Origin of the sequence: Ensifer adhaerens, assembly GCF_002940685.1 — a bacterium.
Lineage (GTDB): Bacteria > Pseudomonadota > Alphaproteobacteria > Rhizobiales > Rhizobiaceae > Ensifer > Ensifer adhaerens_E.
Genome location: NZ_PNFP01000002.1, coordinates 16,457 through 40,059, shown reverse-complemented (window position 1 = coordinate 40,059; position 23,603 = coordinate 16,457). Strand labels below are relative to the sequence as shown.

The window sequence follows — 23,603 nt, the reverse complement described above, 5'->3', positions numbered from 1 at the left end:
TTCACGCCCTACATCCGCACCCGCTCCGCCCGCGGGTCGTACATCGGCTTCAGCGACGCCTCGGCTTTCACCCGCGTTCCGGCGATCTCGATCTCGAAGCGCGAGCCGAGCACGTCGTCAGCGCTCTCGCCTTCCGACGGCACGTAACCGAGGCCGATCGCGCCGCCGAGGTGGTGGCCGTAATTGCCTGACGTGATCGTGCCGACGATCCTGCCGTCGCGCACGATCGCCTCGTTGTGGAAGAGCAGCGGCTCCGGATCGGTTAGCCGGAACTGCACCAGCCGGCGCGACAGGCCGCGGTTGTGCTTGGCAAGCACCGCCTCGCGACCGATGAAATCGCCCTTGTCGGCCTTCACCGCGAAGCCGAGCCCGGCTTCGAGCACGTGGTCCTCGTCGGTGATGTCGTGGCCGAAATGGCGGAAGGCCTTCTCGATGCGGCAGCTGTCGAGCGTATGGATGCCGCAGAGCTTGAGGCCAAGCCCCTCGCCCGCCGCCTCCAGTGCCTCAAACACATGCGCCGTCTGGTCGGTCGGGACATAGAGTTCCCAGCCGAGTTCGCCGACATAGGTGACGCGGTGGGCGCGGGCGAGGCCCATGCCGACCTCGATCTCGCGCGCCGTGCCGAAGGGATGGGCGGCATTGGAAAAATCGTTGGGGCTCACCTTCTGCATCAGCTCGCGGGCCTTCGGCCCCATGACGCAAAGCACGCTTTCACCGGCGCCGACATCGGTGATGACGACGAACTCGTCGGTGAGGTGCTTGCGCAACCAGGCAAGATCGCGCTGCAGCGTCGCGCCCGGCACGACCAGCAGGAAGGCGGTTTCCGAGAGGCGCGTCACCGTCAGGTCGCTCTCGATGCCGCCGCGGGCATTCAGCATCTGGGTATAGACGATGCGGCCGGGCTCGACATTCATCTCGTTGGCGCAGAGCCGCTGCAGGAAGGAGAGCGCATCGCGCCCCTCCACCCGGATCTTGCCGAAGGAGGTCATGTCGAACAGTCCGACGCCGTTTCGGACCGCCAGATGCTCGTCCCTCTGGTTCTCGAACCAGTTCTGCCGCTTCCAGGAATAGCGATATTCGCGCTCCTGGCCTTCCCTCGCAAACCAGTTAGCGCGCTCCCAGCCAGCGACTTCGCCGAAGACGGCGCCGCGGGCTTTCAGATGCTCATGCAGCGGCGAACGGCGCACACCGCGGGCCGTCGCCATCTGGCGATAGGGGAAATGATCCGCATAGAGCAGGCCGAGTGTTTCCGAGACGCGGTCTTTCAGGTAGGCGCGGTTCTTCTGGAACGGCTGCGCCCGGCGGATATCCACCTCCCAGAGATCGAAGGGCGGCTCGCCGTCGTTCATCCATTGGGCGAGCGCCATGCCCGCGCCGCCGGACGAAACGATGCCGATCGAGTTGTAGCCGGCCGCAACCCAGTAGCCCTTCACCTCAGGCGCTTCGCCGAGATAATAGCGGTCGTCGGGCGTGAAGCTCTCCGGGCCGTTGAAAAAGGTGTGGATGCCGGCCGTTTCCAGCATCGGCATGCGGTTGACGGCCATTTCGAGGATCGGCGCGAAGTGATCGAAATCGTCGGGCAGCTGGTCGAAGCAGAAATCCTCGCGGATGCCCTCCATGCCCCAGGGCTTGGCCTTGAGCTCGAAGGCGCCGATCAGCATCTTGCCGGCATCTTCCTTGTAGTAGGTGCATTCATCCGGCACGCGCAGGACCGGCAGGCGCTTCAGCTCCGGGATCGCCTCGGTGACGATGTAGAAATGCTCGCAGGCGTGCAGCGGCACGGTGACGCCCGATTGCCGGGCGAACTCCCTGCCCCACATGCCGGCGCAGTTGACGACATGGTCGGTCTCGATCGTGTAGGTCTCGCCGTTCTGCTCGCAGGTGACGCCTCTCACCCGGCCGTCCTTTTTCAACACGGACGTCACCTTGACGCCCTCGATGATCGTGGCGCCGTTCTGGCGCGCACCCTTGGCAAGCGCCATGGCGATGTTGGCCGGGTCGCACTGGCCGTCGAGCGGAAGATGCACAGCCGCCTTCACATCCGAGGTGTTGAGGTGCGGATACATCGCCTTCACCTCATCAGGCGTGATTTCGCGCACGTCGACCTTGAAGGCGCGCGCCAGCGAGGCCTGGCGGTAGATCTCCTCCTTGCGCTCCTCCGTCAGCGCCACGGTGATCGAGCCATTCTGGCGCATGCCGGTGGAAATGCCGGTTTCGGCTTCGAGCTTGACGTAGAGGTCGGCCGAATATTTCGCGAGCCGCGTCATGTTCTGCGAGGCGCGCAGTTGGCCGATGAGACCGGCCGCATGCCAGGTGGTGCCCGAGGTCAGCTGCTTGCGCTCCAAGAGCACCACGTCGGTCCAGCCGAGCTTGGCCAGGTGATAGGCGACCGAACAGCCGGACACGCCGCCGCCGATGATGACCGCACGGGCTTTCGAGGGAATGGGCTTCGTCATGCGCGCAGTCTTTCATTGGAGGGATCCCAGAGCGGCTGGTCCGCCTCGACCGTCGCCTTGAAGCGGTCGCCGAAGATCTCGACCTCGATCTCCTTGCCGGGCACGGCAAGATCGGCCCTGAGCATGCCGAGCGCGATCGACTTGCCGACGCGGTAGCCCCAGTTGCCCGAGGTCGTTTCGCCGACCACCTGACCGTCGGACCAGAGCGTCGACATGTAGGGCGCGTCGCAGCCGTCAGCGGCGACCGTCAGCGTCACGAAGCGCTTGGAAACGCCCTGCTGCTTCTCGCGCTCCAGCGCCGCCTTGCCCTTGAAGCCCGGCTTGCCCCAGTCGACGAAACGTTCAAGCCCGCCCTGCAAGATGGTGTAGTCGGTTGAAAGATCGCCCTTCCAGGCGCGGTAGCCCTTCTCGATGCGCAGGCTGTCGAGCGCCTCCATGCCGAAGGGTTTGAGGCCATGTTTCTGTCCGGCCGCCCAGACGGCGTCGAAGATGACGGCCGTATCGTCCACCTTGGTGTGGATCTCCCAGCCGAGTTCGCCGGCGAAGGAGACGCGCACGAGCTGGCAGTAACGCCCGGCGATCTGCGCCGTCTGGTGCGTGAGCCAGCCCTTGGTCAGATCAGCCTCGCTGACCTCCGCGAGGATCGCGCGCGACTTCGGGCCGGTGAGGATCTGGCAGGAGAAGGATTTGGTCACGTCGTCGATGGTGAAGGCGGCGTTGTCAGGCATATGCTTGCGCAGCCATTCAAGATCATGCCACTGCGCGGTGGCGGCGGTGATCAGGAAGAAGAAATCCTCGTCGATCATCATCACCGACATCTCGGTGACGATGCGGCCCTTGTCGTCGGCGAAATAGGCAAGGCCGATACGGCCGGGCTTCGGCACGCGCCCGGTGATGAGACCGGACAGCCATTCGGTCGCCCCTTCGCCCTTTACCCGGAAGCGCGAGAAGCCCGGCAGGTCGAGAATGCCGGCGGCATCGCGCACGGCCAGACACTCCTCCTTGATGCGTTCCGCCCACGGACCCTCGCGGCCCCAGGTCTGCGTCGCCTCTTCGGACGTGTCGTCGCCGGGTTTGGCGTACCACATGGCGCGCTCCCAGCCGTTATAGGGCTTGAACTGGGCGCCCAGAGCGGCGATCCGGTCGTGGATCGGCGACAGCTTTCGGTCTCGGCCGGCCGGCCAGTAATGCTTGGGGAAGTGCATCGCATATTCGTGGCCGTAGATCTCCATGCCCTTGGCGATGCAATAATCCTGGTCGGTGTAGTCGGTGTAGCGCCGCGGGTCGCAGGACCACATGTCCCACTCGGTCTGGCCCTCGGTGATCCATTCGGCGAGCACCTTGCCGGCACCGCCTGCCTGGCAGATGCCGAAGGTGAAGACGCAGGCCTCGAATGCGTTGGGAACGCCGGGCATCGGGCCGATCAGCGGGTTGCCGTCGGGCGCATAGGGGATCGGGCCGTTGATGATGCGCGACAGCCCGGCGGTTCCAAGGATCGGCACGCGCTCGACCGCATCGTTCAGGTACCATTCCAGCCGGTCGAGGTCGTCGGGGAAGAGCTGGAAGGAGAAGTCTTCCGGCATCGGGTCGTCGAGCGTCACCCAATGGGCGCGACAGTTGCGCTCGTAGGGCCCGAGGTTCATGCCGTTCTTCTCCTGGCGGAGATAGTAGGAGCTGTCGACATCACGCAGAAGCGGCAGCTTGTGGCCGGCCTCCTTCGACCAGGCGGCCAGCTCCGGGATTTCGTCGAACAGGATATACTGATGGCTCATCACCATCATCGGCACGTCGCGGCCGAACATCTTGCCGACCTCGCGGGCATAGTAGCCGGCGGCGTTGACGACGTGTTCGCAGCGGATCTCGCCCTGAGGCGTCGAGATCACCCATTCGTCGTTTTCCCGTCGCGCCCCGGTCACGGGACAGAAGCGGATAATCTTCGCGCCCATGTCGCGCGCGCCCTTGGCGAGCGCCTGCGTCAGCTGCGCCGGGTCGATGTCGCCGTCATAGGGATCGTAAAGCGCACCGGTCAGCTCGTGCGTTTCGAGGAACGGGTAGCGGACGCGCATCTCGTCGGGCGACAGGATATCGAGATCCATGCCCTGGTAGCGGCCCATGCCGACGACGCGCTTGAACTCCTGCAGCCGCTCCTTGGAGTGGCCGAGTCGGATCGAGCCGGTGACGTGATAATTCATCGGGTAATCGACGAGCGCGCCGAGATCGCGATAGAGCGACGCCGAATAGCGCTGCATGTTCATGATCGACCAGGAGGACGAAAAGGTCGGCACGTTGCCGGCCGCATGCCAGGTCGAGCCCGCCGTCAGCTCGTTCTTTTCCAGAAGCACGCAATCGGTCCAGCCGGCCTTGGCCAAATGGTAGAGCGAGGAAGCGCCAATCGCTCCCCCGCCGATGATCACGACGCGTGCGTGCGACGGCAAATTCGACATCAACTGTTCCCTCGTTTTGGCGGAATTCTTGCCGGGGAAGCGGGGCGCCATCAAGCGACGGAAACAGGCTTTATTGATCGATGAATTCGATTAGATTGAACCTATCGAAGCGGGAGCGCACGGCATGCAGGTGGAACTGATCGAAACCTTCCTCGACCTGATGGAAAGCCGCTCCTTCAACCGCACCGCCGAGCGGCTGAACATCACCCAGTCGACCGTCTCGCACCGGGTGAAGGCGCTGGAAGCGCAGTTCAACCGCAAGCTCTTCACCCGCAACAAGGGCGGCACGGTGCCGACGGCCGCCGGCCTACGCTTCCTCGATTACGCAAAAGCGCTGCAGAACCAATGGCATGAGGCAACGCGTGCGGTCACAAGCGCCGGTGCGCTGGAGCGCTCGATGCGGCTTGGCATCCAGCATGATCTGGCAGAGGCTTTCGCCGGCGAATGGATGGCGGCCATCAGGCAGGACCTGCCCGCAACCGAGGTCTACATGGAGGCCGATTACTCCAACCAGATGAACCGCGACCTCGGCGCCGGCGACCTGGATCTGGCGATCCTCTACACCCCCCACTACCTGCCCGATCTCTATTATGAACGGATCGGCGATCTGCATTACGTGATGGTGAGCACCGAGGCGCGGGAACTGGCCGAAGTGCGCTCGGAGAGCTATGTCCGCTCGAGCTATTCGCCGACCTTCGACCGCGCCCACCGGCTGGCCTTGCCGCACCTCTCGGCGGCCCTGCTTTCGGCCGGCCAGAACATGGCGATCACCCGGCTGCTCGCGGTGCTCGGCGGTGCCGCCTATGTGACCGCGGCGACGGCCGAGCGGCTGTCGGCGCACGGATCTGCGCAGCGCGTACAGGATGCGCCGGTGATCCCGCAAACCGTCTATGCCGCCACCAGCCTTCGCACCCGCCATGCGCACCAGCACCGCAAGATCATTGCCGCCATGGGAGCGTTGCTCGCCACATTGCCCGTGCCGGGAGAAACTCAGTAGCGGCCCTTGAGCATCGTCTTCAGCCGCTCGGCATCCGCCTCGGTCACGCCGGGCGGCGCCACCACCTGCATCCAGGCGTCGATATAGTGCTCCGGCGCATAGACATGGCCGTAGCCGATCGGCGACGTCGTCGCCAGCGCCATGTCGGCGAGCAACTGGAACATGGTGACAACCGGGAACCAGCGGAGCGCCGGCGAGACGTCGGCCCCGCGCGGCGCCTTCATCCAGTCCGGCTCGCGGTAGAAGGAATGGGGGTCGAAAAAGGTGATCGGGTCGCTGGCATACTGCAGGTAGACGATGCGGACATTGCCCCACTTGGCACCCGGAATGTTGAGCGCGTTCTCCTGGTTGGTGAAGCGGATGACCGAACCGTCGCGATAAAGCGGCCGCCATTCCGGCGAGCCCGGATTGCGGTTGCCGGTGATCTGCAGCCAGGTCCTGGTCGGGAACGGCGAGCCGACCCAGAGCGCGCCCTGGAACGGATCGCTGATGATGTCGAAGGGATCGACCGAGCCTTGCGAGTTCATCGAGCCAAGGCTGAGGCCGTAGAGATAGAGCCTGGGCCGCTTGTCCCTGGGCAAGGTCGTCCAGTAGCCGTAGACAGCGTCGAAGAGGGCATCAGCCGTCTCCGCGCCATATTCCGGCTCGACCAGCAGCGACAGCCAGCTCGTCAGGTAGGAATACTGTACCGCCACGCTGGCGACATCGCCCTTCAACAGATATTCGAGCGAATCGAGACCCGGCGGATCGATCCAGCCGGTGCCGGTCGGCACGACGATCAGGAGGTTCGTGCGCTCGAAACCACCGACACGCTTCAGCTCTTCCAGCGCCAGCTTCGCCCGCTCCTTCGCCGTCTCGGCCGAATTGAGGCCGGCATAGACGCGCAAGGGCTCCTTCGCCTCTCCGCCGAAGAAGCCGCCGATGTCCTTCGCTGCCGGTCCGGATGCGATGAACTGGCGCCCCTGACGGCCGAGTTCGTCCCAGGCCATCAGCGACGCGCTGCTGCCGGTCTTCAAGGGATCGGTCGGCGGTGCGACATCCGGGTCGATCAGCGCGTCCAGCCGCTGGAACGAGCTGTCGGCCGCATGCAGGGCATAGCGGAAGATGACGCCGTCAACGGCGGACCAGAACAGCGCGATAGCCGCGACGACGGCTGCGACCTTCGCCAGCGGGCGCGTCAGCACATGCTCGAAGCGCCGGGAAAGAAAGCGGAAGGTCAGCCGGAAGAGGCGCGCGATAAGCACGATGGCGACGAACACGAGCGCCGCGATCAGCCCGAGCTTGAACGGCTCGGCGCTTTCGACCGGGTCGAGCCCCATGATCTCACGCACCGTGTTCTGCCAGTAGGCGGTGCGCCAGAGGAAGGTGAGCGCAACCGCGATGCAGCCAACCGCCGCCACCACCTTCACGATGAAACCGGTGCGGCCGCGGATCTCCGGCAGGTCGAGCAGCGACCAGACCCAGCGCAACAGCACGCCGATCGCATAGCCCGCGGAAAGCGACAGGCCCGAAATCACCGCCTGCACCACATAGGGCCGCGGGATCAGGCTCGGCGTCAGCGACATGGCGAAGAAGAAGACGCCGACGATCAGGCCCGTGGTCGAAAACGATGCGAGCAGGCCAGAGAGAAACCGCGGCACCGGCAACCTCGACAGCAGCGTCTGTTGAAGATGGTCCATGGCGTCGGGTCCCCACTGATGCTGGCACGGTCACCGGAACGGCCGCAGGCCGATCCGACGGCGGCAATGTCGCCTCCCCGACGTGCGCAGTCAATCGCCGCAACTGCAAGACGCCCCGATAGGGCCGTCGGCGGGCACTTCGGCGCTAGGCCCGGGTGACCTCGACCGGCGTCTTCATGATGATTTCGCGGTGCGGGAACGGGATCGAGATACCCGCCGCCTTGAAGGCGTCCCAAAGGGCGACGAGCACCTGGCCGCGAATGTTCGTCAGCCCGTTGCCCGGATCGGAAATCCAGAACCGCAGCTTGAAATCGAGCGAAGAGGCGCCGAAACCCGTCATCCAGCACACCGGCTGCGCGTAGCTGCTCGCCACCCGCGGAAGCGACGTGGCGGTCGCGATGGCGAGGCGCGTGACCTCGTGTGGGTCGCTGTCGTAGGAGGTTCCGAAATCGACCTCGATGCGGACGAAGTCGCTCGAAAACGACCAGTTGACCACCTGTTGCGAAATGAAGTCCTCGTTCGGGATGAGATATTCCTTGCCGTCCCTGGTGATGACCGAGACGAAGCGGGAACGCAGGTCGCGCACGGAGCCGAAGGTATCGCCGAGCGTGATCGTGTCGCCCGGCTTGATCGACTTGTCGAGCAGGATGATGATGCCGGAGATGAAGTTGGAGACCACCTTCTGCAGACCAAAACCGATACCGACGCCGACCGCGCCGGAAAAGACCGTGAGCGCGGTAAGATCGATGCCGGTCGCCGCAAGCGCGATCGCGCCGGCAAGGCCGATCAGCGCGATCTTGACCAGTTTGCTGATCAGCACCTTGAAGGAGGGTGTCAGATCCGACGACCGCTGGATCCAGTGCGACGAGACATTGCCGATCAGAACGGCAAGCCAGATCAGCGCCGAGGAAAGCACGATGGCTTTCAGGACCAGCAGCAGCGACAGGCGAACCGCGCCGAGATTGATGGCAACGCCATCGAGTGTCGTCAGGATCACCCGGTCGAGCCCCACCGCATAGAGGGCAAAATAGATCCAGCCGACGACGGCGGTGACGCGCGCGAGCATCTGATTGCGGATGATGCGCGTGAGCACCGAGATGACGAACCACGCCGCCGTCAGCGTCAGTGCGGTCGCGACCAGCCAGCGATAGGACGGCCAGCCGAAGCGCAGGATCATGCCGTCGGCGATCCAGAGCCAGACGATCAGAAACAGCCATCGCAGCCGCCGCATGAACGCGATGATGACCCGCAAGAGATCCGGATTGCCCTTGATCAGGCGGGCGCGAGCCTCCACCCGCGGCTCTATCCGCTTGGCCAGCACACCACAGATCAGGTAGCCGGCAACGATGATGGCGAGCTGATAATAGGTCCACTCGTTGAGAAGAACGCTCTGCAAGCGCGAAGCGACGTCATCGAAAGTTGCTGCGAAATCCATCGTCTCTCTCCGAGAGATCAAGGCGTCCGCCGAGCGTTTGGGACGCCCTAATCCTGCGAATCTAGGGCATCCTCGGCACATTCAAAGACGGATCGAAGATTATCGAACGTCTTCATAGACTTATGAAGGAGGTTGGTACTAGACCCGCCGCTCCTTGATGGTGTTCATGACGAAGCTCGTTTCGATCGAGGCGACGCATTTGAGCCTTGCAATCTTTTCCTTGATGAAGCGTTCATACTGATCGAGGCCGGCGCTCATCACCTTCAGCACATAATCGCGCGAGCCGGTCACCAGGTGGCATTCGAGCACCTCGTCCCAGCCGCGCACCGCCTCCTCGAACATGACGATCTCATCCTCGTGCTGGCGGCTGAGCGTCACGGTCGCAATCGCCGTCATCGTCCAGCCGTCGACCGCCGGGTCGACCAAGGCCGTATAGCCGCGGATGACGCCGGTTTCCTCCAGCCGCCGCAGCCGGCGCAGGCAGGGCGACGCCGAGAGCCCCACGCGCTCGGCAAGCTCGTTGTTGGTAAGCCGGGCATCCGCCACCAGCTCCTTCAAAATCCTGCGATCCGTCTCGTCGGCAATTTTCTGCGCCATATCTTTCCAACTCAGCCAAATCCTTGCTCAACTCAAGGCGATCCGGCCGGAAATAGCAAGGATCGGCCCAAGCATCTGATATAATTTGCCTGTCAGTCGAGTCCGCTTCGCTTGAGGAGACAAGCCATGACCGCACCGCATCCTTCCAAGACCCACATCGGAAACCACAAGCTGCATCCCGAAACGCAGATGCTGAACTATGGCTACGATCCGGAACTGTCGGAGGGCGCGGTCAAACCACCGGTCTTTCTGACCTCCACCTTCGTCTTCCGCTCGGCCGAAGAGGGCCGCGACTTCTTCGACTTCGTCTCCGGCCGGAAGGAACCGCCGGCAGGTGTGGGCGCCGGCCTCGTCTATTCGCGCTTCAACCATCCAAACAGCGAGATCGTCGAGGACCGCCTCGCCGTCTACGAGCGCACCGAAAGCTGCGCGCTGTTCTCGTCGGGCATGTCGGCGATCGCCACGACGCTGCTCGCCTTCGTCAAGCCGGGCGACGCGGTGCTGCACAGCCAGCCGCTCTATGGCGGCACCGAGACGCTGCTTGCCCGCACCTTCCTCAATCTCGGCGTTGCGGCCGTCGGCTTTGCCGATGGCGTGAACGAGGCCGCTGTCAGCGCCGCCGCGGAAGAGGCGATGGCCAAGGGCCGCGTCTCGGTGATCCTGATCGAAACGCCGGCAAACCCGACCAACAGCCTCGTCGATGTCGCCATGATCCGCCGCGTCGCCGATCAGATCGGCCGGAAACAGGGTCATACGCCGATTGTTGCCTGCGACAACACCCTGCTCGGTCCGGTGTTCCAGCGGCCGATCGAACACGGCGCCGACATCTCGCTCTATTCGCTGACCAAATATGTCGGCGGCCATTCCGACCTGATTGCCGGCGCGGCGCTTGGCTCCAAGGCGGTGATGAAGCAGGTGAAGGCGCTGCGCGGCGCGATCGGCACCCAGCTCGACCCGCATTCCTGCTGGATGCTCGGCCGTTCGCTGGAAACGCTGTCGGTGCGCATGCAGAAGGCCGACGACAATGCCCGTATCGTCGCCGAATTCCTGCGCGAGCACCCGAAGGTCGAGCGCATCCACTACCTGCCCTTCCACGGCGAGGACACGCCCGTCGGCCGGACCTTCAAGGCGCAATGCACCGGCGCCGGCTCGACCTTCTCCTTCGACATCGCGGGCGGCCAGGAGGCGGCCTTCCGCTTCCTCAATGCGTTGCAGATCTTCAAGCTCGCCGTCAGCCTCGGCGGCACGGAATCGCTTGCCAGCCACCCGGCGGCGATGACCCATTCCGGCGTGCCGATCGAGGTGCGCCACCGCATCGGCGTGCTGGAATCGACCATCCGCCTGTCGATCGGCATCGAGCATCCGGACGACCTCGTGGCCGATCTTTCAAACGCGCTGTCGCTCGCCTGATGCAAGAGGCCGCCGGTCCCGCCGGCGGCCCCTTCGCTGATTTCAGATGGCGCAACTCCGGACGGAAAACCGCTGCGCACTTTTCCTGGAATTGGCTCGCTTGGCTGGCGCAACTCCGGACGGAAAACCGCTGCGCACTTTTCCTGGAATTGCTCAGTGCGCCAGGATGTTGACGATATTGCCGAACGGGTCGCGCATGTAGAAACGGCGCACGCCCCAGGCTTCGTTGGTGATGTCGTAGATGATCTCGGCGCCCGCGGCCTTGGCCCGCTGATAGGTCCGGTCGACGTCGTCCACTTCGATCGAAAGCGTCGGCACGGGCGTATCGTTGCCGCCCTCGCTGGCGATGCTCAGTTGCGGCATCGCGGCCTTGCCCTCGGCGGCAAAGGTCAGGATCCAGCCGTGGTCCATCACCACGTCCAGTTCCAGAAGGTCACCGTAGAAGGCGCGGGCTGCCTGCGGGTCAGAGGCGTAGAGGTTTGAGACGATACGCTTGACGGTCATGGAATTGCTCTCCTCTTGAGCGCCGCAATACGGCCGCGTCGACGCTCCCCAGTTGTTCGGCTGATAGCAATACCCGCCAACGACAGCCGGTTGAAAGCGGAAATCGCATTACTTCACGTTGAGGCCGACACACGCTCCGATGACGTCTTCGCGTTTGCGCCAACCAGCGCCAACCGCACCAGCGTCGCCGCCGCCCTGCCCGCCACGTCCATATAGCCTGCATCCCGCTGCAGCAGTACCACCGCGAAACTGCCGTCGAGCAGCAACAGGATCTGTTTGGCAAGCACGGCGGGCTCCACCGCACCCGCTTCGGCGAGCGTCTCTGCCATCCACGCCTCGAACTTCTTCTTGTGGGCAGCACCGATGCGGATCGCCGGGTGGCCCGGCATGTTGGCGAGCTCGGCCGAGGTGCGCAGGAAACCGCAGCCCTTCCACTTCGGGTGGCGCGCCGTCCGCGCCAGGTTGACGAAGATCGCCTCGACCTTGTCGGCAACATCCCCGTCGCCCGCCTCGAACCACTTGCGGAAGAGTTTCAGATTGGGCTGGTCGCGGCCTTCGAGATAAGCGGCGATCAGCTCGTCCTTGCTGTCGAAATGATAGTAGAGCGTGCGTTTGGTCACGCCCGCCGCTTCCGCCACCGCATCGACGCTGACGGCGCGGATGCCCTCGGCATAGAACAGCTTTTCCGCCGCTGCGACGATCAGGTCCCGGGTCGATTTCTGAGCTTTCGCCATCTCTCATGTATACCGACTAGTGAATATACATGACATCTTCCCTCACCTAACCTCTCCTCGTCAACACCTGCCGGAGAGCAACCATGTCCAACACCGTGCTGATGCAGATTTCCGAGGGCATCGCCCTCCTCACTCTCAACCGCCCAGAGAAACTCAACGCGCTGAGCTACGAGCTGATCGATCGGCTCATGAGCCTTCTCGACCAGATCGAAGTGAACGACGCCGTCGGCGCGGTGATCGTCACCGGCGCCGGCGACCGTGCCTTTTCCGCCGGCGGCGACATCCATGAGTTTTCGGAAAGCGTGGCGAAGGGCGTGAACCCGGCGGTACGTGACTTCGTCCGCCGCGGCCAGAGGCTGACAGCGCGGCTGGAGGCCTTTCCCAAGCCTGTCATCGCCGCCGTCAACGGCCTCGCCTATGGCGGTGGCTGCGAGATCACCGAAGCGGTGCATCTCGCTGTCGCCAGCGACCGGGCGCGCTTTGCCAAGCCGGAGATCAAGCTCGGCATGCCACCAACCTTCGGCGGCACGCAGCGCCTGCCGCGGCTTGCCGGCCGCAAGCGCGCGCTCGAACTCTTGCTGACGGGCGAGGATTTCTTGGCCGATCGCGCGCTGGAGATGGGACTGGTCAATGCCGTCGTCCCCCATGACGACCTGTTGCCAGCCGCTTGCGATCTCGCGAGGCGTATCATGGCCCATTCACCCCTCGCCATGCGCGCCATCATCACCGCCGTCACACGCGGCCTCAACATGTCGATCGCGGAGGGGCTGCTCGTCGAAAGCGAGCAGTTCGCGCAGATGGTGCCGACCGACGATCTCTCCGATGCCCTCGCCGCCTGGAAGGGGCGACGCATCCACGACGACCGCCCCGGTCTCGCCTTCTCGCGTTTCGACCAAATCATTCAACCAAAAGGTTGACAATTGTGGCAATCGGAGAGATATTCAACAACATGGTTGAATATCAGAACGCACATCTCGATGCCGTGTTTCATGCGCTTTCGGACCCGACGCGACGCGCCATGCTCCAGGACCTTTCGCGGGGCGAAAGACTGGTGGGCGAGCTTGCGGCGCCGTTCTCGATCTCGCTGGCCGCGGCATCGAAGCACATCAAGGTGCTGGAAGGAGCAGGTCTGGTGCGCCGCGAAGTGAAAGGTCGCACGCATGTGTGCCGGCTCGATGCCGCGCCGATGCATGCAGGCATGGAGTGGATGCGCCACTACGAAGCCTTCTGGCGGACCCGCATCGACGCACTCGAGGCGCTGCTTCTCGCCGAAGACGCCACTATCCAAAGTGATCCGGAGGAAAAGCCATGACAACGCATGCCACAGCCTTTGCCAGCGCCGACTATGGCCGCGTCATCGCACCGGATGCGGTGCGCATCGAGCGCCTGCTGCCCGGCCCGATCGAGCGGATCTGGTCCTATCTGACCGAGGAAAGCAAGCGCCGGCTCTGGATGGCGTCCGGAACGATCGGATCGAAGGAAGGGGCCGAGGTCGAGCACGTCTTTCGCCATTCGGACCTGACGACGGACGACGATCCACCGCCGCAGAAATATGCCGAGCACGCCGGCGAGGTCCGCAATTACGGTCACGTGCTCGCCTGGGAACCGCCACGGCTCCTCGCCTATACCTGGAACGAGGAGACCGGCACACCCTCGGAGGTCCGCTTCGAGCTCAGTCCCCGCGGCGACAAGGTCCTGCTCGTCGTCACCCATAAGCGCATCGCCGACCGCGCCATCATGACCAGCTTCTCCGCCGGCTGGCACGTGCACCTCGACATATTGCGTTCTCTGCTCGAAGGCGAAAAGCCGGCAGCCTTCTGGAGCAAGTTCGCCGACCTTGAAGCGCAATATGACGCGCGTATTCCGAAGCCTTGATGGCGAGATGGGCTTGAAGGTCAAGACGCGTGCAGGCGCCGGCAAGGATCGACTTGCCGGCGCTTTCGTCAGGCGCGGGCGAAACCGAGAATGAAGAACGCGAGCGCACCGATCGATGCGACGGTGCGCACGTGGTTCCACCAGACCCAATCGGTCAGATAGCGCTCACGCCAGAGATCGGTCGCCGCCTGACCGGGGGCTGCGGCGGCAAGCGCATCGTTCATCGGCACGTTGAAGACAATGGTCACCAGCAGCACGCCGACGACATAGGCGATGCCGCCGGCAGCAAGCCACCACCGGCCCTCGCCGCCCGAGACGAAGGCGCCGACAATGAGCGCCAGACCAAGCAGCGCCGTGCCCATGAAGGCGCTGAGGAAGATCGGGTTCTGGATCACGACATTGATCGCATTCATCGCGGCGATCCCCTGCTCCGGCGGCAGCCGCGACAGGGCCTGCATGATGCAGACCGAGAAGATGAAGAACAGCCCGGCCATCAGGCCGGAACCGATCGCGGCGGCAAACGCCAGGGTGGGGATAAACGGGATCATGCGGCAAGACTCCAGACACCGGTTGCTGCGGTTTCCCGGGCATAATCCGCAAAGTCGCGCGGAGGCCGCCCAAGCACGCGCTCGACATCGGACGTCAGACTGGAATTGCGTCCGTCGAGCACCGAGGAGAAGAGATAGCGGATGAGTTCGACATAGTCATCCGGCACGCCGTCGGCCTTGAGCTGCGCCGCAAAGTCGGCAACCGGAATGGCCTGATAGGAGATCGGACGGTTGGCCGCCGCAGCGATCTCGGCCACGGCGTCGGCAAAGGTCATCAGCCGCGATCCCGTCAGCGAATAGATCTTGCCGACATGGCCGTCGTTCAGAAGGGCTTCAACCGCCACGTCGGCAATGTCGTCGCAGCTGACGAACGGCTCGGTGACGGCATCCACCGGCAGGAAGACCGAACCGGCCACGACACCCTCGGCAAGGAAGCCTTCGTCGAAGTTTTCGAAGAACCAGCTGCCCCGAATGATCGTCCAGTCGGCGCCCGACGCCATAAGCGCGCGCTCGGCCGCTTCCGCCTCGTCCTCGCCGCGCCCCGACAGAAGCACCAGCCGCTTGATGCCGGCGCCCACGGCAAGGCTCGAGAACCTGCTGATGACATCGACAGAACCCGGCACCGCCAGATCGGGCTGGTAGCAGACATAGATACGATCGACATTTTCAAGAACGGGCGCCCAGGTCGCCTCGTCCGTCCAATCGAAGGAAGGCGACACCGAACGGGCGCCGATGCGCACCGCAACGCCTCGCTCCTGAAGGCGCTCGGCCACCCGCCGCCCCGTCTTGCCGGTACCGCCCAAAACCAGTGTGACTTTCTGAGACATCGTTACCTCCTGAGGTTCCACCAACAAATATGAGCATCGCTCACATTTGCAAATGTGATAAATCCTCGTATCTTAGGAGTCAAGTCAAAATGTGAGCATCCCTCATGATTCTATCTGCAAGCCCCGCCACCCTTCCCACCGACGACGAGACCGCGCTGCGCCGGACGCCGAGCCAGAAGCGCAGCCGCGAGCGCGTGGAGCAGATCCTTGCCTGCGCGACGGCGCTCATCCAGGAGAAGGGCAGCGACGCCATGCGTATGAGCGAAGTTGCTGAAAAGGCTGGCATTTCGATCGGCTCGCTGTACCAGTATTTCCCCGACAAGGCGGCGATCGTGCGCACGCTCGCCGAACGCTACAATGCGGTCTGCAACGAGTGCATTGCCGCCGAACTCGCCAAGGTCACGTCGATCGCCGAACTGCGCGACGCGTTCTCGCTACTGTTCGACATCTATTACGACATGTTCCTCGCCGAGCCGGTCATGCGCGACATCTGGTCGGCGATGCAGGCCGACAAGGCCTTGCGCGAAATCGACCTCGCGCAGAGCCGCGCCGGCGGAAAGCTGCTCGCCGATGTCTGGGCCCGACTTGTGCCCGATACGCCGCGCGAGGAGATCGACAGCGCCGCCTTCCTGATCATGCATCTCGGCGACTGCACCATGCGGCTTGCGGTCTCTGTCGACCGGGCCGAGGGCGACCGGATCGTCGAGGCGTTCAAACGCATGACCATCAAGGATTTTGTCGCGGATGGGCCGCGCGGCGGCGCAGGCTCAATTGACAACGCCATGACACGATCCTAATCATCTGGGATCGATTGGTTCCCGGGACGCGAACGTGTTTCGGGAGTAAACGGGAACGTGACGGATGGACCCACTCTGGGCATTCAAATCACGGCCGACCCCGCGACTGTAGAACGACGTCGATCCGCCGTTCCGGAGCGATCCGGAAGAAGCCACTGGTTAAGACCGCGAGAGGGCGGCCGAACTGGGAAGGCGAGGCAGATCGGGGGCTTCCCGCCCAACGCCGTGAGCCAGGAAACCTGCCACTCGATGCGGGCATAGGGCCCAACCGGGAATTTCCCGATGCCATCACGGAGGTTGTCATGGCTACGTCTACCATTTCGAGCACCCCGCTCTCCCTCAGCGATCGTCTGACCGCTGGCGTCATGGCGCTCTTCATCGGCGCATTCCTCGTCTTCGGCGCGGGCCTTGCCAACTCGGCAGTGCTGCACGACACGGCGCACGACACCCGCCACTCCTACGGCTTCCCCTGCCACTGACCGATGTTTCGGAACGTAACCAACGTTCCGCATCGAACAATCTGCGGACCTGAACGCATCCGGCCCGAGCCGGATGCAGGCCTGTGTGCATCCCGGTTTTTCCGGTGCGCGAAAGCCATCCGCAGCACAGGGAAAATGGGAAGGCTCAAGGACCACGCCACAGGGCGTGGCTTTTGTCGTTATCGAGGGATTTCAAGATGATTGTCAGAACGCTTCTGGCCGCGATCGTGGCTGGATTGATTGCCGGTGTCTTCATGACCGGCGCCCAGGAATTGCGCGTCACGCCGCTCATCCTGCATGCCGAAGAATTCGAAGGCGAGGCTCCGGCCGCAACCGAACAGCCGGCCGCCCAGCCGGGTGCCGCGCAGCCGGCCGCCGAAAACCACGACCAGCATTCGTCGCTGAAGGCGGTCTCGCCGCTTGGCGCCCTGCTCGACGCGCTGTCGCCGATCACGCCGGCCTACGCCCACGAGGGCGAACATGAGGAAGGCGGCATCATGTTCGGCATGAGCCGCTTCTCCGGCACGCTGATGGCCAATCTGGTCACCGGCTCGGGCTTCGGCCTGCTCTTGGCCGGCGTCAGCCTGGTGATTGGCTACCCGATCACACTCAGGAACGGCGCGCTCTGGGGCGCCTGCGGCTGGCTTGCGGTGCACATGCTGCCGGCAATCGGCCTGCCACCGGAACTGCCGGGCTTCCCGGCCGCCGAACTCGGTGACCGCCAGACCTGGTGGCTGGCAACGGTGGCATTGTCCGCCGTCGGCCTCTATCTCGTCGTCCTGCGCGAGGAGATCGTCTCCAAGGTTGCAGGCCTGGTGCTGATCGCAGCACCCCATGTCTATGGCGCACCGCAGCCGCTCGACATTTCCAGCAACGTTCCGGCCGTGCTTGGCGCCGAGTTTGCCGTTGCCGCACTCGCCACCACGCTCGCCTTCTGGATCGTGCTTGGCGTCGTTTCCGGCTTCATCAACGAACGTTTCGTCAAGGCACAGTGATCGTAGCGATCACGGCCGGTCAGCAAAGAGACGGCGGGGTTCAGGCCCCGCCGTTTTGCATGAGATGCGCCGCCAGCCGCGCGCGGCGATCCTCCTGACCGAGCAGGACACAGGTATCGCAGAAGCTGCCGCCCTCGGTTCGGAAATAGAGACAGCAACCGCAGCGGATCCGGTACTGGCGCGACAGTTGTTCGCCGCTTGCCGGATCGAGAGCCGAGACCTGCTCGTAGCAGAGTTCGTCGGAATAGAGCCGCGACCCCGGCCGCTTGACGATCGCCAGCGCCGCGGCCATGCCGCCCGCCTCGTCGCCCAACGCACGGCCGATCTCCAGGAACGCGCCGGCAAGGGAATCCGCAGCCAGCCGCCACTGCGCCCCGGAGGAAAGTCCCGCGCGTTTCCTCAGAACCGCAATCACCGGCGCCAGATGAGCGATAAAGCCACGTTCGAAAGCACCGGCGCCATCAGCACCCTGGCGCTCCGCCGTCGCCGGCTGGAGGCGAAAATGATAGCGCTTGCCCGCGACTTCCGCGCCGCGGTGAAGGCGTGTCCAGTCCTCGAAGCGAATGCCGGCGATCTCAGCCTGGAGCCCGGCGCCGAGATGGAATGCGCCAAGGACGACGCTGAGCTGGCGGCTATAGAAGGCGATCAGGTGTGCCGCCCGGATCCGGTCGGTCATGCCGGCCCCGAAAAAATCCTGATAGCCAAGCCCCGCCTCGACGCCCGCGCCGCCCGCAGCCCAGAAGTCGGCCGGCGTACTGAAATCGCCGGCAGCTGGCCCGAGCGAAACGGCAGCATCGGGAAACTGCGCGCGCAAGCGGTCGGCCACCGCCAGTGCCTGCGGCGGAAAGGGGGCCGCGATGTCCGCTTTCGGCGGGTGGTCGTTCAAGCGCATGCCGTCTCCGTCGCCCATTCTCATCCTCAGGTGCTGGATGCGGGCGGATCACCCGCACGCGCCGTCCCTCTCCCGCAGCCAGCCGCCGTCAAAGCCCGCCCGCTTCAGGCCGAGGCGGATCGCCGGTACGGTGCGTGCCAGCGTCCAGGCAAGGCCGCTTCGCCAGTTCTCGATCATCATGACAACCAGCCCCTGGTCAAGACCGACGACCCGCTCGTCGATCCAGCCCTCCGGCCCGCCGCCGCCAAGGCTCGGGTTGAAGCCGCCGGCAAAGCGCCCCTTGTTCAGAAGCCGGGGATAGCCGGCCGCCATATGGGTAAGCGCCGCATGCGCTGCTTCCGGCTCGAACGGCAGGCAGGCAAGCGCCGCCCAGGGCACGAGCGTGCCATCGTCAGGACCGAAGGGCGCGCCGCGATTGGCATAGCCGAAGAACCGCTGCCAGCGTCCATCGCGAAGCCGCTGTCGTCCGCGCGGCGCATGGCAGGCGCTGAGGCCCCACAGGTGCTCGCCGTAGCCGGCGAAACCGCCGGGATTGGAGCGTGCGTGGTCCCGCTGCAACGCGATGGCGCGCCGGGTATTTTCGAAATAGTCCGTTCCCCGCTCCCGCATCGTCCGATCGCCAAGCCCGCGCAGATCGAGCCAGGCCTGCGGGAAGAGGTGGATGAAGAGCGGCGCCGCATGAAGATGGATTTCGCCCGCGACCGAGATCCAGTCATGGCCCTCGGCAAAGGCGGCGTAATGCGCCGGCTCGATCGCATGCTCGGGTGCGCCGAGCGCCAGCACGTAGAGCAGCAGCGCTTCGCTGTAGCCCCGCCAGCGATGTTTCAGAAAGTGCCCCGGCGGCCGCCAGCCCATCGTCAGCGTGTCGCCGCGATTGAGCGCCCAGCGCCAGTCGACCCGCGCATAGAGCCGATGGGCCAGCGCGCGGATCTCGCATTCGTCCGCATCTCTGCCTGAGAAGTAGGCGGCGGCGGTCAGGCAGCCGGCGATCAGCAGCGCCGTATCGACGGTCGAAAGCTCGCTTTGCCAGGCGCGCTCGCCGGTCCGCAGATCGAGAAAGTGATAGTAGAAACCGCGATAGCCCGTCGCCTGCCGGTGGCGGGACTGCGGGCTTTGGTCAAGGAAACGCAACAGCGTCAGCACCCGCCGCGCCGCATCGCTACGCGTGAGCCAGCCGCGCTCGACGCCGACGGGATAACAGGAAAGGCCGAAGCCGGTGGCGGCGATGCTCGCCGGCGCGCCCGGCAGTGCGGTATCGGCAATCAATCCGGTGGCCGGATCCGAATGTTCGAGAAAGTATGCGAACGCCGCCTGCTGCAATCTATCGACCTGAAATCGCTCGATATTTTCCGTCGACTCTCGCATCCCTACCTTTCCTGGCCATGCACCCGGTCGAGGCGGGCGTCGACAAAATCACTCTTTGTTGAAGGCCAACTACACCCAAACGGTCGCCGAAAGCCAATCTTGTGTTACATTCTTCTAATCTGACCGCGCGCAATGACTGGTTGAAGCGATGTTGAGCGTGTTGGCGTTACTCCTTTCATTGAGTGGTGGCCCGAGCCCATCGACCGCCATACCGACAGATGTTGACGTCGAATTGGTCCTCGCTGTCGACATGTCCGGTTCGATGGATCTCGATGAGGCCCGCATCCAGCGCGCCGGTTATGTCGAGGCGCTGAGGCATCGCGACTTCCTCGATGCCGTCGAAAGCGGCCAGCTGGGCAAGATCGTCATCGGCTACTTCGAATGGGCCGGAACGGTGAACGAATCGTCGGTCGTCGCCTGGACGGTCATCGACAATGCCGCCGATGCCGATGCTTTTGCCAAGCTGATCGAGGCGCGACCGGTCGGCACGCGCCGCGGCACCTCGATTTCCAACGCCATCACCTATGGCACGGCGCTGATCGATTCCAACGCGTTTTCGGGCATGCGCCGGGTGATCGATGTCTCCGGTGACGGCCCCAACAATATCGGCCCGCCGGTGCTTCCGGCCCGCAATACCGCGATCGAACGCGGCATCACCATCAACGGGCTTGCCATCCTCATCCGCCCGTCGGTCTCCACCGGTCCGCTCGACCAGTATTATGCCGAATGCGTCATCGGCGGCCCCGGCTCCTTCGTGCTGCCGGTGCACGAGCCCGAAGACTTTTCCGTCGCGATCCGCCAGAAGCTCGTGCTCGAGGTCAGCGGCCTGCCGCCGCCGCCGACCGTGCGCTACGTCGATGCCTTCCCGGCACCCGATTGCCTGATCGGCGAGAAGCTGCGGCCGGGCTTCCTCGACCGCGTCTATCCGGAACTCGACAAGTAGCCGTGTTCTCGCCAGGCGATGCCGCGCAACCTTTGCGCGTCAGATTGTCGTTTCCCTTCGCATCGTCCGACGATAAGATGGCGCGTTGCTTCGCGGATCGATTCATGTCCTTGACCACCACGCCCCATCAGGCCGAACTGGCCACCGACCCGACCACCGACACGGGCAGCCAGCATATCCGCGACACGCTGCGCGATGCGATCGTCGAGCGGCGGCTTGCGCCCGGCACCAAGCTTTCGGAGAGCGATGTCGGCGAACTCTTCAATGTCAGCCGCACGCTGGTGCGCGCCGCCCTGCAGGCGCTGTCCTACGAGGGCCTCGTCAACGTCGAGAAGAACCGCGGCGCCTTCGTCGCCCACCCCTCGATCGACGAGGCACGCCAGATTTTTGCCACCCGGCGGCTGATCGAGCCCGGCGTCGTGCGGGCTGCGGCAGCCAATATCGGCAAGGCCGAGCTTGCCGAGCTTCGCCGCATGCTGGCCGCCGAGCGGCAACTGACCGAACAGCGCGGGCAACCCGCCCGCCGCGCCGAGATCAAGGCGTCGGGCGATTTCCACCTGGCGCTTGCCGATCTCTCCGGCAACGCGATCCTGCGCCGTTTCATGGACGAACTCATCGCCCGCTCGTCGCTGGTGATCGCGCTTTACGGACAATCGACCGTTTCGAGCTGCGGCCACAGCGAACACGACGAGATCGTCAACGCCATCGAGCGCGGCGACGTCGACGCGGCCGCGCGGCTGATGGTCCACCATATCGACCACATCGAAGCCGACCTCGACCTGCGCACCCACAAATCGACCGACCTCAAGGCGGCGCTGGAACTCTGAGCCGCCTGCGCCTCAGTGCTCCCGGTAGGCGGCGACGACCGCCGCCGGGCCCGGATTATCAAAACCTCTCAACACCGATCCGGGCTCGACGGAGCTCCCCTGCCGCACGTCCCTTCGGCCGCCGTCGGCGAGCGTGAGCGCCAGCGAACTGCCGGGAAAAAGTTCGTTGGTAATTTCGTCCGCTTCGGAATTTGCAAAGCGGATCACTGCCTTGTTGTCGTTGATCGTCACGTCCTCGCAAGGCACGGGCCGGAAACGCTTCGACCGCTGCGGCAAAAAATCCACCGCCCGAGTGGAACCATTGCCGCACTCCGACGTTCGCCCTTCGCTCGAAAAGACTGCCAAAGAGGAATGCAATGAGCGAGAAGCTTTTCCCCACCCCCATCCCCCTCAAGCTATCGGCCAGACGGCAGACCGTGGTCAGAACGGTCTTCGAAGCCGTTGAACTGCTCAGGCAGTGGCCGGGCCGGCGCGGACGGGAGTATCGCGCGGCTCTCAGGCGTTGCCTGGATGCGCTGGACGGATTGACGAGTACCGACCGGGCCAGCCGCTGCTTTGCTGCCGCGGCACGCGAATCGGGCCTGTTGCTGGCCTGAACCGGAAGCATCAGGGTGATCCGGTATCGCAAGGTGATCCGGGACATCAAGGGCTCCGCAAGCTTGAAGCCTTTGCGATGCGCCGAAGGACGATCGGCGCGTCGCCCCACCGGAAGCGCCTCTGCTGCGATCAGCAGGATTTCATGCCACGCAAGGCAATCAGTCGGCGAGTTCGGCCGCTTCCTTCGGTCCGCGGTCGGCAAGCGCCTTGAGCGCCGCCTTGTCGAGCCGCCAGTCCGGCGCGCCGTAACCGAGCGGCCATTTGTACGGCTCCTTGTCGTTGAAGAAGACGACGGTCGTCAGAAGCGGGAAGGTCCGGCGATAGGTCTGCTGGTCGAGGATTTCGGCATACCAGGCGCGCTTGTAGTCGGCCGAACCGGAGACGCCGAGTTCGGCGACGATCACGGGCTTGCCGTAACGCGAAACGCGCTGGTACTTTTCCTTGAGCGCCTCGACGAAACGGCGTTCGCGCCCCCAGTAATCGACATCCATCTTCTGCAAGCCCCAGACGGGAATGCCGATGGCATCGACGACATCGTCGCCCGGGTAGTAGGCCGAAAGATTGCGGTGACCCTTCGGCGACCAGACGTAGCGCGCGGCCGGCGCCAACTCCCGGCACTTGGCCACGAAGTAACGGAACGCCGTCTTGTAGCCTTCGCTGTCGCGGCGCGCCCAGGGGTAGCGCTCGCTGGGTTCCTCCATCTCGTGGCCCCAGCGAATGTAGACCTGCCCGGCGAAGTCGGCGGCACGGGTGCAGATCTCGACAATTTCGCGGTCGAAGCGGCCCTTGCCGATATCGGCGAACAGCCGGTTGCCGCCGGCGCGCCAGTCGGCGGCGTGGGTATAGGGTTCGACCGAGAGCATCAGCGCCCGCCCCTGCTGCTGCGCCATCGCGAACTTCCGTTTCAACAGCGCCCGGTCCGGCTTCTGCCAGTAGACGAAGACATGCTCGAGCGTCAGCGCGTCGCTGTCAGCGACCGTGTCATGCGGATCGTAGACGCCGATTTCGACCGTGCGCGCTTGCGGCTTCCCTGTCTCAGGCGCGATGGCGGCGGTCGTCAGCGTCCGGTCGATACCGTTGGCGGGATCCTGCGCGCGCACCGGCAAAGCTCCGGTAACCGCCAGAAGCGCCAGCACACCTGCGCCAAGCACCGATCTCAAGACTGTAGTAGACAAGGAAACTCTCCGGCGGGCCACGTACGG

General features: G+C 64.4%; 24 protein-coding genes and 1 riboswitch. Of the genes, 11 read left to right on the top strand and 13 right to left on the bottom strand.

Annotated elements, in window-relative coordinates; translation table 11 throughout:
- Positions 1 to 8: 8 nt before the first annotated feature.
- Positions 9 to 2,456: a GcvT family protein gene (locus tag C1A35_RS03380; RefSeq protein WP_104662960.1), complete on the bottom strand. Its 2,448-nt coding sequence runs from the start codon at positions 2,454 to 2,456 to the stop codon at positions 9 to 11.
- Positions 2,453 to 4,900 carry a GcvT family protein gene (locus C1A35_RS03375; RefSeq protein ID WP_104662959.1) on the bottom strand — a complete coding sequence of 816 codons (2,448 nt, stop codon included), beginning with the start codon at positions 4,898 to 4,900 and terminating at the stop codon, positions 2,453 to 2,455. The genes C1A35_RS03380 and C1A35_RS03375 overlap by 4 nt, the downstream gene beginning before the upstream one ends.
- 124 nt (positions 4,901 to 5,024) lie before the next feature.
- On the opposite strand from C1A35_RS03375, the gene C1A35_RS03370 reads away from it, so the two are divergent.
- Positions 5,025 to 5,897, top strand: coding sequence for a LysR family transcriptional regulator (locus tag C1A35_RS03370; RefSeq protein ID WP_104662958.1), 873 nt, complete (start codon positions 5,025 to 5,027; stop codon positions 5,895 to 5,897).
- On the opposite strand, the gene C1A35_RS03365 is transcribed toward C1A35_RS03370, so the two are convergent.
- The 3 genes from C1A35_RS03365 to C1A35_RS03355 all read right to left on the bottom strand — a co-directional run bounded on the left by C1A35_RS03365 (position 5,891) and on the right by C1A35_RS03355 (position 9,608).
- Positions 5,891 to 7,576, bottom strand: a complete 1,686-nt coding sequence (locus C1A35_RS03365; protein ID WP_104662957.1) for an alpha/beta hydrolase — start codon at positions 7,574 to 7,576, stop codon at positions 5,891 to 5,893. The genes C1A35_RS03370 and C1A35_RS03365 overlap by 7 nt on opposite strands.
- A 145-nt stretch (positions 7,577 to 7,721) precedes the next feature.
- Positions 7,722 to 9,011, bottom strand: coding sequence for a mechanosensitive ion channel family protein (locus C1A35_RS03360; protein ID WP_104662956.1), 1,290 nt, complete (start codon positions 9,009 to 9,011; stop codon positions 7,722 to 7,724).
- Between the two features lie 138 nt (positions 9,012 to 9,149).
- Positions 9,150 to 9,608, bottom strand: a complete 459-nt coding sequence (locus C1A35_RS03355; RefSeq protein WP_034792047.1) for an Lrp/AsnC family transcriptional regulator — start codon at positions 9,606 to 9,608, stop codon at positions 9,150 to 9,152.
- A 126-nt stretch (positions 9,609 to 9,734) separates the two neighbouring features.
- On the opposite strand from C1A35_RS03355, the gene C1A35_RS03350 reads away from it, so the two are divergent.
- Complete coding sequence (locus C1A35_RS03350) at positions 9,735 to 11,018, top strand: cystathionine gamma-synthase family protein (RefSeq protein WP_104662955.1); 1,284 nt, start codon at positions 9,735 to 9,737, stop codon at positions 11,016 to 11,018.
- Positions 11,019 to 11,171: 153 nt separating this feature from the next.
- On the opposite strand, the gene C1A35_RS03345 is transcribed toward C1A35_RS03350, so the two are convergent.
- The gene (locus C1A35_RS03345; protein WP_104662954.1) at positions 11,172 to 11,522 is read right to left on the bottom strand and encodes a VOC family protein; all 351 of its coding nucleotides are present in this window, start codon (positions 11,520 to 11,522) and stop codon (positions 11,172 to 11,174) included.
- Positions 11,523 to 11,635: 113 nt separating this feature from the next.
- Positions 11,636 to 12,256 carry a TetR/AcrR family transcriptional regulator gene (locus tag C1A35_RS03340; RefSeq protein WP_104662953.1) on the bottom strand — a complete coding sequence of 207 codons (621 nt, stop codon included), beginning with the start codon at positions 12,254 to 12,256 and terminating at the stop codon, positions 11,636 to 11,638.
- Between the two features lie 83 nt (positions 12,257 to 12,339).
- Between C1A35_RS03340 and C1A35_RS03335 the strand changes: the two genes are divergently transcribed.
- The 3 genes from C1A35_RS03335 to C1A35_RS03325 are packed head-to-tail and all read left to right on the top strand — an operon-like array spanning position 12,340 to position 14,131.
- Positions 12,340 to 13,173 (top strand): crotonase/enoyl-CoA hydratase family protein, encoded by an 834-nt coding sequence (locus tag C1A35_RS03335; RefSeq protein ID WP_104662952.1) that lies wholly within the window; start codon positions 12,340 to 12,342, stop codon positions 13,171 to 13,173.
- A 32-nt stretch (positions 13,174 to 13,205) separates the two neighbouring features.
- Positions 13,206 to 13,568 (top strand): ArsR/SmtB family transcription factor, encoded by a 363-nt coding sequence (locus C1A35_RS03330; RefSeq protein ID WP_104662951.1) that lies wholly within the window; start codon positions 13,206 to 13,208, stop codon positions 13,566 to 13,568.
- The gene (locus C1A35_RS03325; protein WP_104662950.1) at positions 13,565 to 14,131 is read left to right on the top strand and encodes an SRPBCC family protein; all 567 of its coding nucleotides are present in this window, start codon (positions 13,565 to 13,567) and stop codon (positions 14,129 to 14,131) included. Before C1A35_RS03330 ends, C1A35_RS03325 begins: the two co-directional genes overlap by 4 nt.
- Positions 14,132 to 14,199: 68 nt before the next feature.
- Here C1A35_RS03325 and C1A35_RS03320 read toward each other — a convergent pair whose 3' ends face one another.
- Together C1A35_RS03320 and C1A35_RS03315 are read right to left on the bottom strand one after the other, a co-directional pair.
- Positions 14,200 to 14,679 carry an anthrone oxygenase family protein gene (locus C1A35_RS03320; protein WP_104662949.1) on the bottom strand — a complete coding sequence of 160 codons (480 nt, stop codon included), beginning with the start codon at positions 14,677 to 14,679 and terminating at the stop codon, positions 14,200 to 14,202.
- A complete protein-coding gene (locus C1A35_RS03315; RefSeq protein ID WP_104662948.1) occupies positions 14,676 to 15,506 on the bottom strand; it encodes an NAD(P)H-binding protein in 831 nt (276 codons plus the stop codon). The genes C1A35_RS03320 and C1A35_RS03315 overlap by 4 nt, the downstream gene beginning before the upstream one ends.
- A 104-nt stretch (positions 15,507 to 15,610) precedes the next feature.
- On the opposite strand from C1A35_RS03315, the gene C1A35_RS03310 reads away from it, so the two are divergent.
- The 3 genes from C1A35_RS03310 to C1A35_RS03300 all read left to right on the top strand — a co-directional run bounded on the left by C1A35_RS03310 (position 15,611) and on the right by C1A35_RS03300 (position 17,777).
- The gene (locus C1A35_RS03310) at positions 15,611 to 16,303 is read left to right on the top strand and encodes a TetR/AcrR family transcriptional regulator (RefSeq protein ID WP_104662947.1); all 693 of its coding nucleotides are present in this window, start codon (positions 15,611 to 15,613) and stop codon (positions 16,301 to 16,303) included.
- Positions 16,302 to 16,564, top strand: a riboswitch (cobalamin riboswitch). It overlaps the preceding gene by 2 nt.
- Before the next feature lie 41 nt (positions 16,565 to 16,605).
- Positions 16,606 to 16,782, top strand: a complete 177-nt coding sequence (locus C1A35_RS03305) for a CbtB domain-containing protein (protein WP_104662946.1) — start codon at positions 16,606 to 16,608, stop codon at positions 16,780 to 16,782.
- Positions 16,783 to 16,979: 197 nt separating this feature from the next.
- Positions 16,980 to 17,777 carry a CbtA family protein gene (locus C1A35_RS03300; RefSeq protein WP_104662945.1) on the top strand — a complete coding sequence of 266 codons (798 nt, stop codon included), beginning with the start codon at positions 16,980 to 16,982 and terminating at the stop codon, positions 17,775 to 17,777.
- A 40-nt stretch (positions 17,778 to 17,817) separates the two neighbouring features.
- On the opposite strand, the gene C1A35_RS03295 is transcribed toward C1A35_RS03300, so the two are convergent.
- Both C1A35_RS03295 and C1A35_RS03290 read right to left on the bottom strand, forming a co-directional pair.
- Complete coding sequence (locus C1A35_RS03295; protein ID WP_158664960.1) at positions 17,818 to 18,669, bottom strand: (2Fe-2S)-binding protein; 852 nt, start codon at positions 18,667 to 18,669, stop codon at positions 17,818 to 17,820.
- Between the two features lie 48 nt (positions 18,670 to 18,717).
- Positions 18,718 to 20,034, bottom strand: coding sequence for a glucoamylase family protein (locus C1A35_RS03290; protein WP_104662944.1), 1,317 nt, complete (start codon positions 20,032 to 20,034; stop codon positions 18,718 to 18,720).
- A gap of 148 nt (positions 20,035 to 20,182) precedes the next feature.
- Between C1A35_RS03290 and C1A35_RS03285 the strand changes: the two genes are divergently transcribed.
- Together C1A35_RS03285 and C1A35_RS03280 are read left to right on the top strand one after the other, a co-directional pair.
- Positions 20,183 to 20,977 carry a DUF1194 domain-containing protein gene (locus C1A35_RS03285; RefSeq protein ID WP_104662943.1) on the top strand — a complete coding sequence of 265 codons (795 nt, stop codon included), beginning with the start codon at positions 20,183 to 20,185 and terminating at the stop codon, positions 20,975 to 20,977.
- A 104-nt stretch (positions 20,978 to 21,081) separates the two neighbouring features.
- Positions 21,082 to 21,804 carry a GntR family transcriptional regulator gene (locus tag C1A35_RS03280; RefSeq protein WP_104663413.1) on the top strand — a complete coding sequence of 241 codons (723 nt, stop codon included), beginning with the start codon at positions 21,082 to 21,084 and terminating at the stop codon, positions 21,802 to 21,804.
- A gap of 12 nt (positions 21,805 to 21,816) precedes the next feature.
- Here C1A35_RS03280 and C1A35_RS03275 read toward each other — a convergent pair whose 3' ends face one another.
- Entirely contained in the window at positions 21,817 to 22,035 is a 219-nt protein-coding gene (locus tag C1A35_RS03275) for a hypothetical protein (protein ID WP_158664959.1), read from the bottom strand.
- A 125-nt stretch (positions 22,036 to 22,160) separates the two neighbouring features.
- Between C1A35_RS03275 and C1A35_RS03270 the strand changes: the two genes are divergently transcribed.
- Positions 22,161 to 22,400 carry a DUF982 domain-containing protein gene (locus C1A35_RS03270; protein WP_034791960.1) on the top strand — a complete coding sequence of 80 codons (240 nt, stop codon included), beginning with the start codon at positions 22,161 to 22,163 and terminating at the stop codon, positions 22,398 to 22,400.
- 159 nt (positions 22,401 to 22,559) lie between these two features.
- Here the strand turns inward: C1A35_RS03270 and C1A35_RS03265 are convergent, their stop codons facing one another.
- Positions 22,560 to 23,576, bottom strand: coding sequence for a glycoside hydrolase family 26 protein (locus tag C1A35_RS03265; protein WP_158664958.1), 1,017 nt, complete (start codon positions 23,574 to 23,576; stop codon positions 22,560 to 22,562).
- Between the last annotated feature and the right edge of the window lie 27 nt (positions 23,577 to 23,603).

What these genes read in the sequence shown, in the direction of transcription:
- C1A35_RS03350 (WP_104662955.1), top strand. Translation starts at nt 9,735, where the DNA reads ATGACCGCACCGCATCCTTCCAAGACCCACATCGGAAACCACAAGCTG.
- C1A35_RS03345 (WP_104662954.1), bottom strand. Translation starts at nt 11,522, where the DNA reads ATGACCGTCAAGCGTATCGTCTCAAACCTCTACGCCTCTGACCCGCAG.
- C1A35_RS03290 (WP_104662944.1), bottom strand. Translation starts at nt 20,034, where the DNA reads ATGCGAGAGTCGACGGAAAATATCGAGCGATTTCAGGTCGATAGATTG.
- C1A35_RS03355 (WP_034792047.1), bottom strand. Translation starts at nt 9,608, where the DNA reads ATGGCGCAGAAAATTGCCGACGAGACGGATCGCAGGATTTTGAAGGAG.
- C1A35_RS03315 (WP_104662948.1), bottom strand. Translation starts at nt 15,506, where the DNA reads ATGTCTCAGAAAGTCACACTGGTTTTGGGCGGTACCGGCAAGACGGGG.
- C1A35_RS03340 (WP_104662953.1), bottom strand. Translation starts at nt 12,256, where the DNA reads ATGGCGAAAGCTCAGAAATCGACCCGGGACCTGATCGTCGCAGCGGCG.
- C1A35_RS03300 (WP_104662945.1), top strand. Translation starts at nt 16,980, where the DNA reads ATGATTGTCAGAACGCTTCTGGCCGCGATCGTGGCTGGATTGATTGCC.
- C1A35_RS03325 (WP_104662950.1), top strand. Translation starts at nt 13,565, where the DNA reads ATGACAACGCATGCCACAGCCTTTGCCAGCGCCGACTATGGCCGCGTC.
- C1A35_RS03280 (WP_104663413.1), top strand. Translation starts at nt 21,082, where the DNA reads ATGTCCTTGACCACCACGCCCCATCAGGCCGAACTGGCCACCGACCCG.
- C1A35_RS03375 (WP_104662959.1), bottom strand. Translation starts at nt 4,900, where the DNA reads ATGTCGAATTTGCCGTCGCACGCACGCGTCGTGATCATCGGCGGGGGA.
- C1A35_RS03285 (WP_104662943.1), top strand. Translation starts at nt 20,183, where the DNA reads ATGTTGAGCGTGTTGGCGTTACTCCTTTCATTGAGTGGTGGCCCGAGC.
- C1A35_RS03370 (WP_104662958.1), top strand. Translation starts at nt 5,025, where the DNA reads ATGCAGGTGGAACTGATCGAAACCTTCCTCGACCTGATGGAAAGCCGC.
- C1A35_RS03360 (WP_104662956.1), bottom strand. Translation starts at nt 9,011, where the DNA reads ATGGATTTCGCAGCAACTTTCGATGACGTCGCTTCGCGCTTGCAGAGC.
- C1A35_RS03330 (WP_104662951.1), top strand. Translation starts at nt 13,206, where the DNA reads ATGGTTGAATATCAGAACGCACATCTCGATGCCGTGTTTCATGCGCTT.
- C1A35_RS03365 (WP_104662957.1), bottom strand. Translation starts at nt 7,576, where the DNA reads ATGGACCATCTTCAACAGACGCTGCTGTCGAGGTTGCCGGTGCCGCGG.
- C1A35_RS03270 (WP_034791960.1), top strand. Translation starts at nt 22,161, where the DNA reads ATGAGCGAGAAGCTTTTCCCCACCCCCATCCCCCTCAAGCTATCGGCC.
- C1A35_RS03295 (WP_158664960.1), bottom strand. Translation starts at nt 18,669, where the DNA reads ATGCGCTTGAACGACCACCCGCCGAAAGCGGACATCGCGGCCCCCTTT.
- C1A35_RS03380 (WP_104662960.1), bottom strand. Translation starts at nt 2,456, where the DNA reads ATGACGAAGCCCATTCCCTCGAAAGCCCGTGCGGTCATCATCGGCGGC.
- C1A35_RS03310 (WP_104662947.1), top strand. Translation starts at nt 15,611, where the DNA reads ATGATTCTATCTGCAAGCCCCGCCACCCTTCCCACCGACGACGAGACC.
- C1A35_RS03305 (WP_104662946.1), top strand. Translation starts at nt 16,606, where the DNA reads ATGGCTACGTCTACCATTTCGAGCACCCCGCTCTCCCTCAGCGATCGT.
- C1A35_RS03335 (WP_104662952.1), top strand. Translation starts at nt 12,340, where the DNA reads ATGTCCAACACCGTGCTGATGCAGATTTCCGAGGGCATCGCCCTCCTC.
- C1A35_RS03320 (WP_104662949.1), bottom strand. Translation starts at nt 14,679, where the DNA reads ATGATCCCGTTTATCCCCACCCTGGCGTTTGCCGCCGCGATCGGTTCC.